This window comes from Klebsiella pasteurii, assembly GCF_018139045.1.
Lineage (GTDB): Bacteria > Pseudomonadota > Gammaproteobacteria > Enterobacterales > Enterobacteriaceae > Klebsiella > Klebsiella grimontii.
This window is the reverse complement of sequence record NZ_CP073236.1, coordinates 3,192,853-3,210,531: the sequence shown is the minus strand read 5'-3', so window position 1 is coordinate 3,210,531 and position 17,679 is coordinate 3,192,853. Positions and strand designations below refer to the sequence as shown.

13 protein-coding genes are annotated in these 17,679 nt (G+C 57.6%); 4 read left to right on the top strand and 9 right to left on the bottom strand.

Annotated elements, in window-relative coordinates:
• Window positions 1-38: 38 nt before the first annotated feature.
• The 3 genes from KCG39_RS15035 to ebgR all read right to left on the bottom strand — a co-directional run bounded on the left by KCG39_RS15035 (window position 39) and on the right by ebgR (window position 4,863).
• Complete coding sequence (locus tag KCG39_RS15035; RefSeq protein WP_004125430.1) at window positions 39-488, bottom strand: beta-galactosidase subunit beta; 450 nt, start codon at window positions 486-488, stop codon at window positions 39-41.
• Complete coding sequence (gene ebgA, locus KCG39_RS15030) at window positions 485-3,577, bottom strand: beta-galactosidase subunit alpha (protein WP_139529346.1); 3,093 nt, start codon at window positions 3,575-3,577, stop codon at window positions 485-487. Before ebgA ends, KCG39_RS15035 begins: the two co-directional genes overlap by 4 nt.
• Before the next feature lie 302 nt (window positions 3,578-3,879).
• Window positions 3,880-4,863, bottom strand: a complete 984-nt coding sequence (gene ebgR, locus KCG39_RS15025; protein WP_004125422.1) for a transcriptional regulator EbgR — start codon at window positions 4,861-4,863, stop codon at window positions 3,880-3,882.
• Between the two features lie 219 nt (window positions 4,864-5,082).
• Here ebgR and KCG39_RS15020 point away from each other — a divergent pair, with 219 nt between their 5' ends.
• Window positions 5,083-5,415, top strand: coding sequence for a tRNA-binding protein (locus KCG39_RS15020; protein WP_142468364.1), 333 nt, complete (start codon window positions 5,083-5,085; stop codon window positions 5,413-5,415).
• A 37-nt stretch (window positions 5,416-5,452) separates the two neighbouring features.
• Here the strand turns inward: KCG39_RS15020 and ygjG are convergent, their stop codons facing one another.
• Window positions 5,453-6,832, bottom strand: coding sequence for a putrescine aminotransferase (gene ygjG / locus KCG39_RS15015; protein ID WP_004125417.1), 1,380 nt, complete (start codon window positions 6,830-6,832; stop codon window positions 5,453-5,455).
• 240 nt (window positions 6,833-7,072) lie between these two features.
• Window positions 7,073-7,627: a PadR family transcriptional regulator gene (locus tag KCG39_RS15010; RefSeq protein WP_049114550.1), complete on the bottom strand. Its 555-nt coding sequence runs from the start codon at window positions 7,625-7,627 to the stop codon at window positions 7,073-7,075.
• 238 nt (window positions 7,628-7,865) lie between these two features.
• Here KCG39_RS15010 and KCG39_RS15005 point away from each other — a divergent pair, with 238 nt between their 5' ends.
• Window positions 7,866-8,639: a siderophore-interacting protein gene (locus KCG39_RS15005; protein ID WP_142468365.1), complete on the top strand. Its 774-nt coding sequence runs from the start codon at window positions 7,866-7,868 to the stop codon at window positions 8,637-8,639.
• Window positions 8,640-8,978: 339 nt separating this feature from the next.
• Here KCG39_RS15005 and KCG39_RS15000 read toward each other — a convergent pair whose 3' ends face one another.
• The 4 genes from KCG39_RS15000 to dhaK form a co-directional block, all read right to left on the bottom strand.
• On the bottom strand, window positions 8,979-10,628 hold the full coding sequence (locus KCG39_RS15000) for a glycerone kinase (RefSeq protein ID WP_142468367.1): 1,650 nt from the start codon (window positions 10,626-10,628) through the stop codon (window positions 8,979-8,981).
• Between the two features lie 67 nt (window positions 10,629-10,695).
• On the bottom strand, window positions 10,696-12,117 hold the full coding sequence (gene dhaM / locus KCG39_RS14995) for a dihydroxyacetone kinase phosphoryl donor subunit DhaM (RefSeq protein WP_004125408.1): 1,422 nt from the start codon (window positions 12,115-12,117) through the stop codon (window positions 10,696-10,698).
• Between the two features lie 10 nt (window positions 12,118-12,127).
• On the bottom strand, window positions 12,128-12,760 hold the full coding sequence (dhaL, locus tag KCG39_RS14990) for a dihydroxyacetone kinase subunit DhaL (RefSeq protein WP_004125405.1): 633 nt from the start codon (window positions 12,758-12,760) through the stop codon (window positions 12,128-12,130).
• 10 nt (window positions 12,761-12,770) lie between these two features.
• Window positions 12,771-13,841: a dihydroxyacetone kinase subunit DhaK gene (dhaK, locus tag KCG39_RS14985; protein WP_049114281.1), complete on the bottom strand. Its 1,071-nt coding sequence runs from the start codon at window positions 13,839-13,841 to the stop codon at window positions 12,771-12,773.
• Window positions 13,842-14,437: 596 nt separating this feature from the next.
• Here dhaK and KCG39_RS14980 point away from each other — a divergent pair.
• Both KCG39_RS14980 and dhaR read left to right on the top strand, forming a co-directional pair.
• On the top strand, window positions 14,438-15,535 hold the full coding sequence (locus tag KCG39_RS14980; protein ID WP_049114283.1) for a glycerol dehydrogenase: 1,098 nt from the start codon (window positions 14,438-14,440) through the stop codon (window positions 15,533-15,535).
• Between the two features lie 103 nt (window positions 15,536-15,638).
• On the top strand, window positions 15,639-17,552 hold the full coding sequence (gene dhaR, locus KCG39_RS14975; RefSeq protein WP_049114288.1) for a dihydroxyacetone kinase operon transcriptional regulator DhaR: 1,914 nt from the start codon (window positions 15,639-15,641) through the stop codon (window positions 17,550-17,552).
• Window positions 17,553-17,679: the final 127 nt, after the last annotated feature.

Sequence of the window (17,679 nt, the reverse complement as noted above, 5' to 3'; positions counted from 1 at the left end):
CGAATAAACCCGCTGGCCTCATCTTGCTTCACGCGGGCTTACTTATTCAGGAAGTAGCCGTCTTCGATAGTCACTCTGAGCACCACCTTTTTGACCGGCGAGTCGCAGATAAAGCGATAAGCTTCATGGGTATCGCAAATCACCATCTGACCTTCGTGAACCTGCACGGTTTCACCGATGCCTTTGAGATATTCACGGTCGGTTTCATCGCGATAGCAGGCCACGGTCTGCAGCTGCTCTTTGGCGGCAAACTCAATTTTTTGCTGACCCTGAAGGTAGTAATGCACCTCGAAATAGCGGCGGTTGCCAACGAACAGCGCATCCGTGGTGCTGTCGCTTGCCACGCGATAGGAGAGCGAATCGCCGATAGAGTGGGCAACTCCTGGTTGAATATTATCGATATTATTGATGGCCTCCACGCAGCGCTGCCATTTACGTCCGCTGTGATAGATTTGCTTAAACTGTTCTAAATTATCGAGAATTCTCATTTTTCAGCCTCGCTGTGTGAATCGGAGGAAAAGAAACCAGCGTCAAAGCTATGATTCGCCAGCGTCTGCGAGGAAGCGCTCCCGCCTTCCAGCGGCAGCAGCGTAAAGCCATAGTTGAACGGTTTGAGCCAGACGCGCCAGCTATCCAGCACCTCGCTCCCCCAGGAGTTAGACCCCAGACCGAGCACACGGGCGTCGATATTCAGGGTGATGTCATCGCTGCGGTGCAGTTCGTTACAGTGCTGCGCTGCGTGCAGATTCTCCGCCGTATAGTGCCAAGCGCTGATGTTAAGCGGATCGCGCGGGACCACCATCAGACCGCTGCCGTGACGGTCGGTAAACGCGGCCCAGCGTACGTGCTGCCGGTTGCCGTTGTTCTGCGGGAACGGATAGTTCACGAACATGTCGTCCACGGTGGTTCGCCAAAGGTCAATGATGTTGCTCTGCTGGCTGTCGGCGTAGTTTTCGCCGGGACCGCGACCGTAGTAATTCACCTGTTCAAACTGGCCGTTAATGCCCAGCATAAAACCGATGCACGGCACAATATGCGGATAGTCGCCGTAACGTTCACCCGCAAGCTCAACGTTAATATGGCCCTGCGGGGTAATCTGCCAGCGATAGGTGCAGCGCATGCCAAAATCGAAAACCGGCGGCGCGATGATGCTGCGGGCGGTGATAATCACCGTGTCACCGCGCTGCTCGGCGCTGAATTCGCGCAGATGCTCCTGCATAATTTGCAGATGATTGGGTTGCCACAGCCCCTCGTATTCCTGCTTGTGGTTATCAATCATCGGCTTGAAGAAGTTGATCTTCGGCTCGCGGGTCACCTGGTCGATGCCGTTCACCTGCCATTCGCTCAGTTTGCCGCTGACTTTCGAGAACACTACGCGGAAGTTGTGCCCGGTGATGCTGTAGCTCAGACGTTCATCGGCAATGCGCAGCGAGGTGGCGCTGGTGTTAATCAGCGGTGTTTTTGCTGCGGTCTGCTCTTTAAGCTGGAACTGGTAGACGGCGATTAGGTGGTTGGCTTCGCTGTACGGCGTACGGGAATCTTTGGTCACCATGATGTTGACGAAGGTTTCGCGGTCGTCGAGCGCCGGCAGGTCGATTTTGATATCGCGACTGCTGTTTGGCGCAAGATCGCGCACCTTAAGCTGCTGGCTGGCAAGCGTAGTCCCCTCGGCGCGTACTTCCACGCGCAGGGTGTAGTCATCAAGGGTCGAGAACCAGAGCTTATTATCGACGCGCAGTTCGCCTTCGCGGATGTTTATCGCCTGCACTTTTACCGGGGCGATAACCTGCTTGTACTCTCTGAGCCCGGGTCCAGGCGTCTGATCGGAGAAAATCAGCCCGTCGAGGCAGAAGTTGTAGTTATTGGGATAGTCGCCGTAGTCGCCGCCGAATTTGTACCACACCGCGCCGCTATCGTCGGTGGCCTGGATTCCGTGATCGCACCACTCCCACACATAGTGGCCCTGAATACTGTCATGTTGATAGAATACGTTCTGGTATTCGCTCAGCCCGCCGGGACCGTTGCCCATCGCATGGGCGTATTCGCAGATAATTCGCGGCTTGGCATGCGGATATTCCCCGAATTCGTTCATCAGCGGCACACGGGTATACATGGTGGAGATGATATCCACCACCTCCGCGTCGCGATCCTCTTCGTAATGCACCAGCCGCGTATCATCGATCGCTTTCGCGGCGTGATACATCGCCCGAATGTTGCAGCCGTAGCCGGACTCGTTGCCCAGCGACCAGATGACGATCGACGGATGGTTTTTCTGCGCATGGACGTGGCGGACGATCCGCTCAACGTAAATATGCTCCCATTCTGGGTCATCGGTGATGGCGCTCAGGTTGCCGACGTTGGCGAAGCCGTGGGATTCGACATCGGTTTCCGCCATCACGAACAGGCCGTAAATGTCGCACATCTCATAGAAACGCGGGTCGTTGGGATAGTGGGCGGTACGTACCGAGTTGATATTGTGCTGCTTCATCAGCAGCAGATCTTTCTCAACGCGATCCATCCCCACGGCGCGGCCCTTCAGATGGTCGTTGTCGTGACGATTAACACCGTGCAGCATTACGTAGCGGTTATTGATGTAGAACAGGCCGTTGCGCACTTTGATATCGCGAAAGCCGACGCGCTGCGGAATGACTTCGATAATCTCTCCGACGTCGTTTTTCAGCGTCATCACCAGGTGATAGAGGTACGGGTTTTCCGCCGACCACTGCTGCGGCGCCCTCACGTCGATCGCAAAGTCGACGTTCAACTGCTCGCTGACGGTCAGGCGCTGCGTTGTGCCTTCATACAGCGCCTTTTCGCCGTCGAACAGCGCGTATTCCAGCGTCGCTGCGCCCGGCTGCGCATTGAGATTTTCCAGCACCAGCTGGCAGGAGAGCGTGGCGTCGATGTAGTCATCGTTAAAATCGGTGCGCAAAGTGAAGTCCTGGACGTGAAGCGGGTTTTTGCCCACCAGATACACGTCGCGGAAAATACCCGCCGACCACCACATATCCTGATCTTCAATATAGGTGGAGTCCGCCCACTGCATGACGCGAACGCAAAGCAGGTTGTCGCCGGTTTTTACCGCGCGGCTGATATCGAACTCTGCCGTCAGGCGGCTGCCTTTACTAAAACCGATGTACTGACCGTTAACGTAAACTTCAAAATAGGTCTCGACGCCATCAAATTTAATGATGGTCTGCTGGCCCTGCCAGCCGTCGCTGAGGGTAAAGATACGCTGATAGGCGCCGGTTGGGTTGTCGGTCGGAACGTAGGGCACGTCAATCGGGAAGGGGAAGCCTTCGTCGGTGTACTGTAGCTGGCCGTGGCCTTCCATCTGCCACATTCCCGGCACGGTGATCGGTCCCCAGTCGCTCATGTACTGCGAGGTGAACGCTTCCGGCACCCGCAGCGGGTTATTAAAGAAGCGGAAGTTCCACTGTCCGCTAAGGGACAGAAAGCGGCTGCTGATTTCACGGGCGAAGGTTCGCGCCTGGGCCTGCGAATCGTAAGAGAAGAAATAGGCGCGCGGAGGCAGCCGGTTTTCATGAGTGAGTTGAAGGTTTTCCCAGCGATTCATATCGCCTCCCTGAACGGACTAAACGGATAAGGTGTATTTTAGTAAAAGTTTTACTAAATAAAACCGGCGAGAGTGATTTACTTTAACTCGATCACAAAATGAGCGTTACCGGGCGCCTGCGGTTGGCGTTGGGAGAGGGATATTTCCGGAGGCGGCGCAGAGACGCTGAATTTCCCGGGGCGATGCTGCGCATCTGTCCGGGCTAACGTTTTGCAGATGGCGGTGCGCCCGTAGCCCGGGTAAGGCGCGTCAAGCGCCGCCCCCGGGAGCCAGGCGCAGAGGATTCAGCGCCAGAAACGAGATTAGCGGGTGGTGCCGCGCAGCTTCAGCACGCTGGGGACAAAGACGTTTAGCGGCAGCGCGCGGCCATCGCGGGCTTTCTCAACCAGCAGGTTGACGCCCTGGCTGCCCATCATTTCAGAATGAATGCGCACCGTAGAGAGCGGCGGAAAGGTAAAACGCGCGGTTGGGATATCGTTAACGCTAATGAGCGAGATATCTTCCGGGATAGAGAGACCGCGTTCATGTATGGCGCGCAGCACGCCGATGGCGATAGAGTCTGACGCGACGAACAGCGCGGTGGGGAAATCCGCTTTTGCCAGCATCGTTTTTGCCAGCTCATAGCCGGAGGAGCTGGAAAACCCTCCGCGCCAGATATCTTCTTCCGAAACCACCCCCTTCAGGCGGCCATACTCGACGAAGGCCACTTCGCGGATGTCGGCTTTACCCGGCTCATCCTGGCCACCAATAAAGCCGATGCGCCGTGCGCCCTGGGCGATAAAAAAGTCGATAACTTCTTTGGCGATGCGCACCAGATCGATATCGACGGCGTCATAGCTGCTGCCGGGTTCATGGAAATCAATAAAGCAGACGTTGTCGGTTAACGCCGTGGCGGCTTCGCGAATCGCCCGCGAAGGCTGGCCGACAATCAGAACGCCGGTCACTTTTTTCAGCTCGGGTAGCGCATTGTTAAAGTAGCAGTTGGTCAGCTCGATACCGAGCTTCTCACATTGCGTTTCGATGCCGTGGCGGATCGCCAGATAGTAGGGATCGTTGATTTCCAGATCCTGCTGATAGCTATAGATGGCCAGAATATGATGGTGGCCTACGGTATGAACCTGAGCCTTACGCGAGCTGGTACTTTTATATTCCAGCTTTTCCGCCACCTCAAGAATGCGATGTTTTGTCTCTTCTTTGACGTTCAGCGTGGGGTCGTCGTTTAAAACGCGAGAAACCGTCGCCAGTGAAACGCCTGCTTCGGTCGCGATATCTTTTAGTGTGGCCATTGTTTTCCTTATCTGACGTTGCCCCATCGACGCAAACCATTGTAAAGCAAGCGCGGGCTGCTGCATCTCTTTTCAGTAAATTTCCGCCGTATTATTCATCACTGTCACCGCGATCCTGCCGCGAAAAAGAGTGATGAATCTAACATTACTCGCACTATTATGCGGAAACCTCGACGGCATTTGTTATATTTTACTAAAATTTTACTTGAGGAGTGCAAGATGGAAACGGTGCTTTATGATGATTTTGCCAGACTTGAAATGCGTACGGGAAAAATTGTGGCAGTGCAACGGCATGCGAATGCCAACAAGCTCTATATTGCCCGGATTGATGTTGGCGATCGCACGTTGCAGACGGTAACCAGCCTTGTGCCGTACTACAGCGAAGAAGAGCTGCTGGGAAAAACGGTCGTGGTCCTGTGTAATCTGGCAAAAGCCAAAATGCGCGGTGAAACGTCGGAGTGCATGCTGCTCTGCGCCGAAACCGACGATGGCAGCGAAAGCGTCCTGCTCACGCCGGAAAGGCTGATGCCTGCCGGCGTGCGGGTGGTATAGCGTAATACCCTCTCCCACGGCGGGAGAGGGCAGGTTACTATGCCTCTTCTACCGAAACCCGTAGCGCCGCCAGGGCCAGGCGGGCCGCTTTTAGTACCTGTTCACACTGCTCCAGTGTCAGCGTCAGCGGCGGTTCTACGCGGATCGTCCTGGCGTTGTTCAGCGTTCCGGCCACCAGTACCCGCTGGCGGAACATCTCGCTGGCAAAGTCATAGCCGATTTCGTTATCGACAAACTCAATCGCCATTAGCATGCCTTTGCCGCGCACGTCATTCACCAGATCTGGATATTCGCGGGCCAGCTGACGGAAGCCGTCCAGCAGCATGTCACCTTTCTGCTCCGCCTGCGCGGGCAGGTTTTGCGTCAGCAGCACGTTGATGGTCGCCAGCGCCGCCGCGCAGGCCAGCGGGTTGCCGCCGAACGTGGTGGTATGCAGGAACGGATTGTCGAACAGCACCGAGAATACCTCTTCGGTGGCGACCGTTGCGCCAATCGGCATCACCCCGCCGCCCAGTGCTTTAGCAAGGCACAGAATGTCCGGCTGGACGTTTTCATGCTCGCAGGCAAACATCTTGCCGGTGCGCCCCATACCGGTTTGCACCTCATCGAGGATCAGCAGCGCGCCAAATTCGTCGCACAGCTTGCGCACCGCGGGCAGGTAGCCCGGCGGCGGCAGAATCACCCCGCCTTCACCCTGAATAGGCTCAAGGATCACCGCCGCGACGTCATCACCGGTCTTTTTGCACTCGCTCAGCAACGTACGCATGGCGTTAATATCGCCGAACGGTACGTGCCGGAATCCCGGCAGCAGCGGCATAAAAGGCTTACGGAAAGTCGATTTCGCGGTGGCGGAAAGCGCACCGAGCGATTTGCCGTGAAACGCGCCGCTGGTGGCGACGAAGGTAAATTTGCCGCGCGGAGACTGGTAAGCTTTCGCCAGCTTTAACGCCGCTTCGACCGATTCGGTGCCGCTATTGCTAAAGAAGCTGTATTTCAGTTTGCCCGGCGTTAAGGCCGCCAGGGTTTTAGCCAGCATGGCCCGCAGCGGGTCCAGCAGTTCCTGACTATGAAGAGGTTGTTTAGCGAGTTGATTTTCGACGGCGGAAACGACAACTGGATTACGGTGCCCTACATTAAAAATCCCGAACCCACCCAGGCAGTCAATAAACTCCTGTCCCTGAGTGTCGACAAGCGTATTTAACCCTCCCGCTTGCCACTCTACGGCTCCGTAATCCCCGCCAGCAGTGACCGATTTTCGATACGCTAAAAACCCTGGGTTCACATGCTCTTTAAAGTATTCTCTGACCTCCTGATTAAGTGATTTCATCTCCTCATGATCGAGCGTTCGCTTCTCAATGAGATTCAGTGCGTGCGCGCTGCAGGCAAGAGCCGATGCGCTGGAAGGTAACCTGTTCAAAATGTGCTCCTGGGAGGGGCGTATCACATGATACTGAATTAAGTATTGCAGGGATTACGCCACTTCGGCGCGGGCCAGGAAAATCGGGATAAACGCAACGTGAAATTGCGATTGAGCAAAATTTAATCTCACGACGCTATTATTGGCATGTTTTACTCCTGAAGGCGTAAAACCCGGTGAATAAGGGCTTCCGCCGCGCGCGCCGCGGCGGTGCAGGCTGCCCAGCGATGGGGCAGAGGGTTAGTCGAGCTGGGAAATCTCCATTGCCGCGCGATCAATCACGCCGACGATCTGCTTTAGCTGAGCTTCGGTAATGGCCTGCTGGTTAACCCTTAAATCCAGTACCGCCTTAAAATTCTCCAGCGCGCGCTTCATCTGCGGATTTTTACGCAGTTCACAACCCACCATACGCGCCTGCAGCCTGGCCTGAATCTGCTCCAGCTGTTGCTGGTTTTCCGCGTGCAGCTGGCTGCCGTCGGCGGTAATGGCGATTTTTTTACGACCGTTTTCGTCAGCCACGCTAATTAAGCCCTGATCCTGGAGCAAGTCTAGCGTCGGATAGATGACGCCGGGGCTCGGGCTGTAGTTGCCCTGGGTCATGGTTTCAATCTCTTTGATAAGCTCGTAGCCGTGGCTGGCGTTACGGGTGAGGATGTCCAGAATCACCAGGCGTAGCTCGCCGTGGCCAAAGAAGCGCTGCCGACGTCCGCCGCCCCTGCGGCCATGCTCGCCGTGTTCGCCATGTTCATCGTGGCGGCCGCGTGGCCCACGTCCTTCTTCGTGATGATGTCTCATGTTTTGTTCCTGTGATTGTTTGATATATCTAATTTATATCTAAAATTAATAAAGTAGCAACACAGTAGTGAGTGTATTTTTTATTTAATTGATATTTAACGATTTAATTTTTGACTTTGGCTTTTTTGGCGTTTTTCTATGACTATATCAAAAAATGCTTGCATTCTTTTTTAATGGCAATCATTATCATTTGCAAGATTTTTAGATATATCTATTCCGTTCACGAAGGCGATGAAAGATGACAACGACCAGACACCCCAAATACCCGCAGCGCGTACGTAATGAACTGCGCTTCCGTGAGTTAACCGTATTGCGCGTCGAGCGTATCGGCAGCGCATTCCAGCGTGTCGTGCTGGGCGGAGAGGCGCTGGAAGGCTTTGTTTCCCAGGGGTTTGACGACCACACCAAGCTCTTTTTCCCGGCCGCGGGCGCTGCGTTCACGCCGCCGGAGGTGACGGATGAAGGTATTAACTGGTGCGATGGCGTGCGTCCGGCGACCCGCGACTATACGCCGCTGTACGACGCCGGGCGTCATGAGCTGGCGTACGACTTTTTTATTCACGATGGCGGCATTGCCAGCAGCTGGGCGCTGGCGGCGAAAACGGGCGATAAGCTGGTGATCGGCGGCCCGCGCGGTTCGCTGGTGGTGCCGGAAGATTACGCCTGGCAGCTGTACGTGACCGATGAGTCCGGAATGCCCGCGCTGCGCCGCCGTCTCCTCGGATTGCAGCAGCTTCCGACGCGCCCGCAGGTCACGGCGATCGTCACCATTAGCGATGAGTCTTATCAAGATTACCTGGCCGATCTTGATGGCTTTAATATCGAGTGGGTGGTGGGGCATAACCCAGCCGTCGTGGCCGAAAAATTGGCGCAGGTGGTGGTTCCGGCGGACGATTATTTTATCTGGCTGACCGGGGAAGGCGCGGCGGTGAAGTCGCTGCTGGCTCGCTTTGAAGGCGAAGAGATTGATCCGCAGCTGGTGCGTTCGCAGGCCTACTGGCACAACAAGTAAGAGCAGAGAAAACCCGGGTTGCGGCTGGCGCCTTACCCGGGCTACCGGCCCGCAGACGGGGGTGAACCCGTAGCCCGGGCAAGGCGCGTTAAGCGCCGCCCCCGGGAGCAGAGCGCAGAGTGGCCGATTTTCCCGGAGGCGATGCTGCGCATCTGTCCGGGTTACCGGCCCGCAGACGGAGGTGAACCCGTAGCCCGGGCAGGCGCTTTGCGCCGCCCGCGGGAGCAGAGCGCAGAGCGGCTGATTTTCCCGGAGGCGATGCTGCGCATCTGTCCGGGCGACCAGCCCGCAGACGAGGGTGAACCTGTAGCCCTGCTAAGCGCAGCGCGAGCAGGGGGATTATCTCTGCGTCAGCGCTTTAAACACCATCGCCACCGCATGGGCGCCGGGGTCCATATTGCCGCGCAGGCTATCGCTGTTGAGATACGACGCGCGCCCGGCGTTGGCTTTGCTGGCGTGAAGCGTACGATCCGCCCCCGCCTGGGCCGCTGCGAAAGCCGCCCGCAGATTATCCGGCTCGGCCTGCAGCGCCGCCAGCGCCGGCTGTAGGGCGTCAATCATGGTCCGATCGCCTTCATCGGCGCCGCCGTAAAACTTCATCTGCGCCAGCCCGGCGTTTAGCGCTTCGGCGACGCTTGCTCCCTGTTCCAGTTTCTGCCCGGCGGCGGTAAAGAAAATCGACATCAGCACGCCGCTGGAGCCGCCCATCACCACGGTCAGACGCTCGCCAATCAGCGCGAATAGCGTAGCGAGGTTAGCCAACGGCAGCTGGCGACGCTGTAGCAAGTCGGCGATGTCGCGCGCGCCGGCGGCGAAGGTGGAGCCTGTATCGCCGTCGCCGACTTTGGCATCCAGCGCGTTGAGGTCCGCTTCAAGATCGGACAGCGTGCCGGTCACCCGCTCAACGTAGTCCGCAACCACGCTATTCTCCGAGGGCGCAAATTCCACCCGCGTACTGCGCAGCGAGGACGGCATCACGCTGACCGCGCGCGGCTGTACCGGCGTCTGCCAGCCGGCAGTTTCTACCGCGGAAAGCAGCGCCTTCTCAATACTCTCTTCCAGCACGATGGCGGTGAGGGAGAAACCTTTCATATCCAGCGCGGTCACCAGCGAAGCCGGGCCTATCAGCCAGTCGATACGCTGATGCAGCGGCGTATGCGCCAGCTCGCGGGTCAAAATCGCCATTTCGGCAACCGATACGCCGCCGAGATTATTGATCATCACCGCCAGACGACCGGTTTCCGGCAGGGCGGCGCTGAGCTTCTCCGTCATCAGCGTAACGATTTCCGCGCTGTTCTGGGTAGCGATGACCGATGCGCCCGGTTCACCGTGGATCCCCATGCCCAGCTCGGCCTGGTCCGCATGATGGCGCGGGGCCGCTTCCGCATCCTGCGGCAAATGGCAGCTGGCAAGGGCCAGCCCGAGGCTGAAGGTATGTCCGGCGGCATACTGCGCTTCGCGCAGCACGGTCGCCAGATTGTGCCCGCGTTCGGCGAAGTAGCCAGCCACTTTATGCACCAGAATTGTCCCGGCGATGCCGCGCGGATGTTTATTATCCGGCAGCGAAATATCATCGCCAACGATCAGCATTTCAACGTTATAGCCCATGCGGCGCGCCTTCTCCGCGGCGAGACCGAAGTTCAGACGATCGCCAGTGTAGTTCTTGACGATCAGCAGACAGCCTGCGTCGCCAGTCACCGCCTGGATAGCGGTCAGCACCGCATCGACGCTCGGCGAGGCAAACAGATCGCCGCAGACGGCGGCGGTCAGCATGCCTTTACCGACAAAGCCCGCGTGGGCCGGCTCGTGGCCGGAACCGCCGCCGGAGATCACCGCCACGTTGTTTTTGTCGAGATCGCGACGCACCACCACGCGAATGGCGGGATCGCTCTCCAGCCACGCCAGGTTATTCCACGGGCTGGCGATAATGGTTCCTTCAATCACGTCGTTGACGAGGTTGGCGCGCTGATTAAAAAAGAATTGAGACATAACGGATCCTGAAAGTTAAGCGAGTTCCCGGAGGAGGCAGCCTCCGGGGCGGAAAGATGGGGGCAGGTTAGCCGCGAATCACGCGTTTGCCGGGAATATCAAGGGTGACGGTCTCGCCATTTTGCAGCGTCGTCAGCACATTGCTCTGCTGGCAAAGCATTGCGATACCCGCCTGGCGGGCGATAATGGCGCCGTGAGCGTGCTCGCTGCTCTCCTGCAGACAGATCCCCTTAACCTGACGGGCGTCGAGCTGCACGACGGTAGAGGGAAAGATATCGTCGGCAACGAGGATTGAAGGCGCGCTAAACTGCGGCAGCGCTTCGCTGCTCTCGTTAAGGTGACGCAGCGTGCGGTGCAAAATATCTTCAATATCAATATAGCGGGCGCGAAGGTAGGCATCGTCGAGATGGCGATATTGTTGGCTTAAATCGCTCAGCACCTGATGCCACGCCCACTCCGCGCTGCACTGCTCGTCGCGCACGATCTCGCACGCTGCTGTATATAAATCAGGATCATCGAGCAGAGTATGATGCCCGGAGAAGATCGCCGCGATGTCGGCGGAATATTTCTCCTCCGCCAGGGCCGTCAGCGCGCTAAGATCGTCCAGCGTCCGATCAATAGCCCCTTTCAGGCGCAGCTGCTGCTGACCGATGGCGGCGATCTTTTCCCGCGTAACGCTGTTCTGAGGCCGAGGGTAGAGTACGACCTGGCCCTGAACGCGAGCGGCACGGGTGGGCTGCAAAGCGGGCGTTGCCTCCGTTTGCTCGCCGAAGTTCTCCGCCGCCAGCGCCTGGAATGCCGCCAGCGCGGCGTCGGCGTCCGGGCCGCGGGCCAGCAACCTTAAGGTATCGTTCCGGCGCACCTGAAGCAGGGCGATTTGGTTGAGGCTATCCGGCGTGACGCACTTTCCCTCTTTCTCCAGCACCAGGTCGGCGTTGAATCCCGCCAGCGCGGCGACCATCTTTGACGCCGGGCGAACGTGCAGGCCGTTAGGGTTTTGAATCACTACGGAAACCGAGCGCGCGTCGCGGTCATCGGCCAGCGCGGCGGTCAGCGAAGGGGGCTGCGGTTGCGATGGTAACCCGAGCTGTACGCGCTTTGCCTCCAGCGCATTCATGGCGTCCTCGATCACCTTGTCGATGTCGGCTCCGGCTGCGGCGCTCACCGTCGCCGCCAGCGTCCCTTCAACCAGCGGCGCCGCGCACAGCCTGACCTTCGCCGCAATCACCGGATCGAGCAGATCCAGCGCGGTTTCGGCGCTCAGCAGGGCGCTGCCGATATCCATCATCACCAGCACATGATCGGCGTCGGCGACGGATTCAATGGCTTCCATTACCTTAATCGGATCGGTGCCGATCGGGCTGGCGGGATCGTCAATGCCGGCGGCGATCGCCAGCTTGCAGCCATCGTTCATTAACATCTGCCGGGCCAGTTCTCCGACACCTTCGCCCAGACGGGCGCTATGAGAAACAATAACCAGGTTTACCATCGCGTTTTCCTTACTCTTTAGCTGCAGCAGCCAGCATCTGAACCATAAACATCACCGAGGTTGCGCCCGGATCCTGATGCCCGATGCTGCGTTCGCCCAGATAGCTGGCCCGCCCTTTACGGGCCTGCATGGCGATGGTGGCGTGGACGGCGGTTTGCGCCTGTTCGCAGGCAGCATCAAGGGCGCTTTGTATCGACAGGTGCTGTTCGCTGGAGTGGCGCAGCGATTCCACCACCGGCAGCCAGACGTCGCACATGGTTTTATCCCCCGGTTCGGCTTTGCCGCGATTCACCACCCCTTCCGCGCCTTCGCGGAAGGTCTGATAAAGCTCTTCCAGGGTCAGGCTCTGATGGGCCTGGGTCACCTGGGCGGCGCGAATAAAGAAGGTGCCGAACAGCGGGCCGCTGGCCCCGCCGACGTTGGAGAGCAGCGTCATACCGGTATTTTTAAGAATGAAACCAATGTCTTTATCGGCAATCGACGGCAGCTTTTCCACCACCTTGCTGAAACCACGATGCATATTCAGGCCGTGGTCGGCATCGCCGATTTCCCGGTCCAGACCGGTCAAAAAATCGCTCTCTTTTGTGAAGATATCGCCGCAGCGATAGAGCCAGTCTACGATTTGCGTTCTGCTTAATGACATGTCGTGCTCCTTATTTTCCCCAGTTCAGCGCCGGGGTGTGAACCGGGGCGTCCCATAATGCCAGCGTCTCGTCATCGGCTTTTAACAGAGTGATGGAAAAACCCACCATATCCAGAGAGGTACAGTAGCTGCCGATAAGATTGCGTTCGATAACGATGCCGGTTTCCTCGCAGCGCTGCGTCAGACGGTTATAGACACCGTAGAGTTCGGACAGCGGCGTGGCGCCGAGATTGTTGACCAGCGCGATAACCCGATCGCCTTTTTGCAGCGCCTGCTTGGTTTGCGATACCTCCTGCCACGCACCTTTCACGTTGTCCCAGTGGCGCAGCGTGCGGCTATAGGCGCCGTTTTCCAGCAGGGTATCGAACATTTCGTCAACGGTGCGATCGAGGGAGGTGAAGCGGCGGCGGTCGATGCCCGGTTCGCCGTGAATGCCGACGCCGAACTCCATCTCATCGTCCTGCAGTTCGAATGAGGGCTGCCCGGCGGCCGGCACGGTGCAGGCGTCGAGCGCGATGCCGATAGAGTGGCCGTGGTTGTTGAGCTTGCGCCCCAGTTCGGCGCAGGATTCCAGCGAGTCGCCGCGTTCGGCGGCCGCGCCCACCAGTTTTTCAATCAGCACGGTATTGGCCACTCCGCGCCGTCCGGCGGTGTAGAGGCTATCTTTCACCGCCACGTCGTCATCGACCACCACGGTGGTGACCTTAACGCCGCTTTCGTGCAGCAGCTCGGTGGCGGTTTCGAAGTTAAGAATATCGCCGGTGTAGTTTTTGATAATCAGCAGCACGCCTTCGCCGCCGTCGATAGTCATGGCGCACTCAAACATTTTATCCGGCGTCGGGGAGGTGAATATTTCCCCCGGGCAGGCCCCGGAGAGCATGCCATGGCCGATATAGCCGCAGTGCATCGGCTCATGACCGCTGCCGCCGCCGGAGAGCAGCGCCACTTTCCCGGCCACCGGCGCATCGGCGCGGGTAACGTAGAGTGGGTCCTGGTGCAGCCTCAGTTCAGGGTGCGCTTTTGCCAGACCAGCCAGTTGTTCGCTCAGGACATCTTCGACACGGTTAATCAGTTTCTTCATTGTTTATTCTCCGTCGGAGTTTCGATGCGGCCTCTCTGCTGATGGAGGCGGTCATCGTGTAGGGGTACCGCCTGACGATGTGCGATATCGGGCGATGTAATGATTCTGGCTGAGTTAGCGGGGAAAAAAACTGCGATAAAAGGAGTTTCATTACGAAACGTAATTATTCATTTTTGTTCCGAAATGAAACGCTTTTGCACCGGGAAATGAAAAAATGCGAGCTAAAGCGGCTATTTCATCTCGCTTCACCTGCCTGCAAGACTTGCGTAAAGAAATAATTTTGCCCTTTCTTGCCGCCCATGACGGTGAAAAACGTCGACGCTCGCCCGCTTAGTGGCCTTCTTTTGCGTCGAAGGGGCGGATCGAGATCGCAATCCCACCGTTTCATGTGAATTCATGTTCCAATATGGAACAATAAAATTTATGTGCTGTTTCAAATCGGGACAAAAAGGGGAAAGATTTTTTTGCCCGCGGCTCGCCCTACAGTGATGGCATCGCTCAGGTAGCGCTTTCGTTCCCGCCTTTAATACATGGCCGGACGGGGAAATACCGGGGCCCATCATGTCAAAACATGCACTTATTTGAGGGTGAACGGAATGCTAAAAGTTATTCAATCTCCAGCCAAATATCTCCAGGGACCAGATGCATCCACGCTGTTTGGGCAATACGCCAAAAACCTGGCGGACAGCTTTTTCGTGATTGCCGATGACTTCGTAATGAAGCTGGCGGGAGAAAAAGTGCTGGAAGGTTTACACAGCCACAACATCAGCTGCCATGCGGAGCGCTTCAACGGCGAGTGTAGCCACGTTGAGATCAATCGCCTGATCGCCATTCTGAAGCTGCACGGCTGCCGCGGCGTGGTGGGTATCGGCGGCGGCAAGACGCTCGATACGGCGAAAGCCATTGGCTACTACCAGAAGCTACCGGTGGTGGTGATCCCGACGATCGCCTCCACCGATGCGCCAACCAGCGCGCTGTCGGTTATCTACACCGAAGCCGGTGAGTTTGAAGAGTATCTGATTTACCCGAAAAACCCGGATATGGTGGTGATGGATACGGCGATTATCGCCAAAGCCCCGGTGCGCCTGCTGGTGGCCGGGATGGGCGATGCGCTTTCAACCTGGTTTGAAGCCAAGGCCTGCTACGACGCCAGAGCCACCAGCATGGCGGGCGGCCAGTCGACGGCGGCGGCGTTGAGCCTGGCGCGCCTGTGCTATGATACGCTGCTGGCGGAAGGCGAAAAAGCCCGCCTCGCCGCCCAGGCCGGGGTGGTGACCGATGCGCTGGAACGCATCGTTGAAGCGAATACCTACCTCAGCGGTATCGGCTTTGAAAGTAGCGGTCTGGCCGCCGCGCACGCCATTCACAACGGTTTCACCATCCTCGAAGAGTGTCACCATCTGTACCATGGCGAGAAAGTGGCCTTTGGTACCCTGGCGCAGCTGGTGCTGCAAAATAGCCCGATGGAAGAGATCGAAACGGTGCTGAACTTCTGCCATACCGTCGGCCTGCCGGTCACGCTGGCGCAAATGGGCGTTAAAGAGGGCATCGATGAGAAAATTCAGGCAGTTGCTAAAGCGACCTGTGCGGAAGGGGAAACCATTCATAACATGCCGTTCCCGGTCAGCGTGCAGAGCGTACATGCGGCGATTCTGACCGCCGATCTGCTTGGACAGCAGTGGCTGGCGCGTTAATTTATCGTGGTCCTGTCCCGCTTCGTTGATGAGAAGGGGCGTTTATCCCCCTCTGGCGGTCGCCGCCGGAGGGGTTGTCGTTTATGTAACAGCGGAAATGGATATGACTGCGCAGACTCAGAGCTTTCCCCTGGTGATAACCCAGTCGTGGCATCGCTGCAGTAAGTTTATGCAGCGGGAAACCTGGCAGACGCCGCATCAGGCGCAGGGGCTGACCTTCGAATCGATTTGCCGGCGCAAGACCGCGCTATTGACGATTGGCCAGGCGGCGCTGGAAGATGCCTGGGAGTTTATGGATAACCGCCCCTGCGCGCTGTTTATCCTTGATGAGTCCGCCTGTATTCTCAGCCGCTGCGGCGATCCGCAGACCCTCGACCAACTGGCGGCGCTGGGATTTCGTGACGGCAGCTACTGCGCGGAAAGCATTATCGGCAGCTGCGCGCTCTCTCTGGCCTCCATGCTCGGGCAGCCGGTCAAAACGACGGGCGAGCAGCATTTTAAACATGCGCTGCACGGATGGTCGTTTAGCTCCACGCCGGTGTTTGATAACCACGGGCGCCTGTTCGGTTCCATTTCCCTGTGCTGCCTGGCCGAAGAGCAGGCTTCGCCGGATCTCTCCCTGACCCTGGCTATCGCGCGGGAAGTCGGTAACTCACTGCTCACCGACAGCCTGTTGTCAGAGTCGAATCGCCATCTTAACCAGATGTACGGTCTACTGGAGAGTATGGATGACGGGGTGATGGCGTGGAATGAGCAGGGAGTTTTGCAATTTCTTAACGTGCAGGCCGCGAGACTGCTGCATCTTGATGCCCAGGCCAGCCAGGGGAAAAACATCAATGAGCTGGTGACGCTGCCGGCCTTGCTGCGCCGGGCTATTAAGCACGCGCGTGGGCTGAATCATGTGGAAGTCACCTTTGAGAGCCAGCATCAGTTTGTCGACGCCGTAATTACGCTCAAGCCAATCGTCGAAGAGCAGGGCAACAGCTTTATTCTGCTGCTGCATCCGGTCGAGCAGATGCGCCAACTGATGACCAGCCAGCTTGGCAAAGTGAGCCATACCTTTGAACAGATGTCGGCGGACGACCCGGAAACCCGGCGGCTGATTCACTTTGGTCGCCAGGCGGCGCGTGGCGCTTTCCCGGTGCTGCTGTGCGGTGAAGAGGGGGTGGGCAAAGAGCTGCTCAGCCAGGCGATTCACAATGAGAGCGAGCGGGGCGGCGGGCCGTATATCGCGGTCAACTGCCAGCTGTATGCCGACAGTGTCCTGGGCCAGGATTTTATGGGCAGCGCGCCGACGGACGATGAAAACGGTCGCCTTAGCCGTCTTGAGCTGGCCAACGGCGGGACGCTGTTTCTTGAAAAAATCGAATATCTGGCGCCGGAGCTGCAGTCCGCGCTGCTGCAGGTAATCAAGCAGGGGGTATTAACCCGTCTGGACGCCCGTCGCTTGATCCCGGTGGACGTCAAAGTGATCGCCACCACTACCGTCGATCTTGCCAATCTGGTGGAGCAAAACCGCTTTAGCCGCCAGCTTTACTACGCGCTGCACTCTTTTGAAATCGTTATTCCCCCGCTGCGAGCGCGGCGCAACAGTATTCCCTCGCTGGTGCACAATCGCCTTAAGAGCCTGGAAAAGCGCTTCTCCTCGCGGCTGAAGGTAGATGATGATGCGCTGGCGCAACTGGTGGCCTACTCCTGGCCGGGCAATGATTTTGAGCTGAACAGTGTTATCGAGAATATCGCCATTAGCAGCGATAACGGCCATATCCGCCTGAGTAATTTGCCGGAATATCTGTTTGCCGAGCGGCCCGGGGTCGACACGGGTTCTTCGCTGCTGCCCACCAGCCTGACCTTCAGCGCCATTGAGAAAGAGGCGATTATCCATGCCGCCCGGGTGACCAGCGGTCGGGTGCAGGAGATGGCGCAGCTGTTGAATATCGGCCGCACCACGCTGTGGCGCAAAATGAAGCACTACGATATCGACGCCGGTCAGTTTAAGCGCGGACGTATGGAGTAGTTTCCTGTAGGGAGTGATACGGAATAGTCGAGCAGAAAAGCAGCACGCAAGCGTTTAGCTGCGGTCTGAATCAAAGAAAGGCAACGATCTCTTTGATATCCCGGCAAAGATGGGTCCATAGTGTAAG

Excerpts from the sequence above, each read along its gene's own strand:
- KCG39_RS15035 (WP_004125430.1), bottom strand. The coding sequence starts at position 488 with ATGAGAATTCTCGATAATTTAGAACAGTTTAAGCAAATCTATCACAGC.
- ebgA (WP_139529346.1), bottom strand. The coding sequence starts at position 3,577 with ATGAATCGCTGGGAAAACCTTCAACTCACTCATGAAAACCGGCTGCCT.
- ebgR (WP_004125422.1), bottom strand. The coding sequence starts at position 4,863 with ATGGCCACACTAAAAGATATCGCGACCGAAGCAGGCGTTTCACTGGCG.
- KCG39_RS15020 (WP_142468364.1), top strand. The coding sequence starts at position 5,083 with ATGGAAACGGTGCTTTATGATGATTTTGCCAGACTTGAAATGCGTACG.
- KCG39_RS15010 (WP_049114550.1), bottom strand. The coding sequence starts at position 7,627 with ATGAGACATCATCACGAAGAAGGACGTGGGCCACGCGGCCGCCACGAT.
- KCG39_RS15005 (WP_142468365.1), top strand. The coding sequence starts at position 7,866 with ATGACAACGACCAGACACCCCAAATACCCGCAGCGCGTACGTAATGAA.
- KCG39_RS15000 (WP_142468367.1), bottom strand. The coding sequence starts at position 10,628 with ATGTCTCAATTCTTTTTTAATCAGCGCGCCAACCTCGTCAACGACGTG.
- dhaM (WP_004125408.1), bottom strand. The coding sequence starts at position 12,117 with ATGGTAAACCTGGTTATTGTTTCTCATAGCGCCCGTCTGGGCGAAGGT.
- dhaL (WP_004125405.1), bottom strand. The coding sequence starts at position 12,760 with ATGTCATTAAGCAGAACGCAAATCGTAGACTGGCTCTATCGCTGCGGC.
- dhaK (WP_049114281.1), bottom strand. The coding sequence starts at position 13,841 with ATGAAGAAACTGATTAACCGTGTCGAAGATGTCCTGAGCGAACAACTG.
- KCG39_RS14980 (WP_049114283.1), top strand. The coding sequence starts at position 14,438 with ATGCTAAAAGTTATTCAATCTCCAGCCAAATATCTCCAGGGACCAGAT.
- dhaR (WP_049114288.1), top strand. The coding sequence starts at position 15,639 with ATGACTGCGCAGACTCAGAGCTTTCCCCTGGTGATAACCCAGTCGTGG.